Origin of the sequence: Duganella violaceipulchra (assembly GCF_019166075.1) — a bacterium.
In the GTDB taxonomy this organism is placed as follows: Bacteria; Pseudomonadota; Gammaproteobacteria; order Burkholderiales; family Burkholderiaceae_D; genus Rugamonas; species Rugamonas violaceipulchra.
Genome location: NZ_JAHTGR010000254.1, coordinates 1 through 238, shown reverse-complemented (window position 1 = coordinate 238; position 238 = coordinate 1). Strand labels below are relative to the sequence as shown.

The following is a 238-nucleotide window of genomic DNA, read 5'->3' as shown; positions in this document are numbered from 1 at the left end:
GCTTGGTTGCGCGCGGTGCGTTCGATCCGGCTTAAGCTCGCTTGCCGCGCTTGGCTGACGACGCTGGCCAGGCCTGCCAGCGTCGGTTGCGCAAACAGGTCGCGCAGGGCAACTTCGACATCCAGCACTTGCCGCAGGCGCGACACCAGTTGCACTGCCATCAGCGAGTGTCCACCCATCTCGAAGAAGTGGTCGTGGCGCCCGATTTGCGCCAACCCCAGCAAGTCTTGCCAGATCT

Annotated in this window: 1 protein-coding gene; it reads right to left on the bottom strand. The window is 63.9% G+C overall.

Annotated elements, in window-relative coordinates:
- A partial coding sequence (locus KVP70_RS33940) for a phosphopantetheine-binding protein (protein ID WP_217946815.1) occupies nucleotides 1-238 on the bottom strand: 238 nt, incomplete at both ends.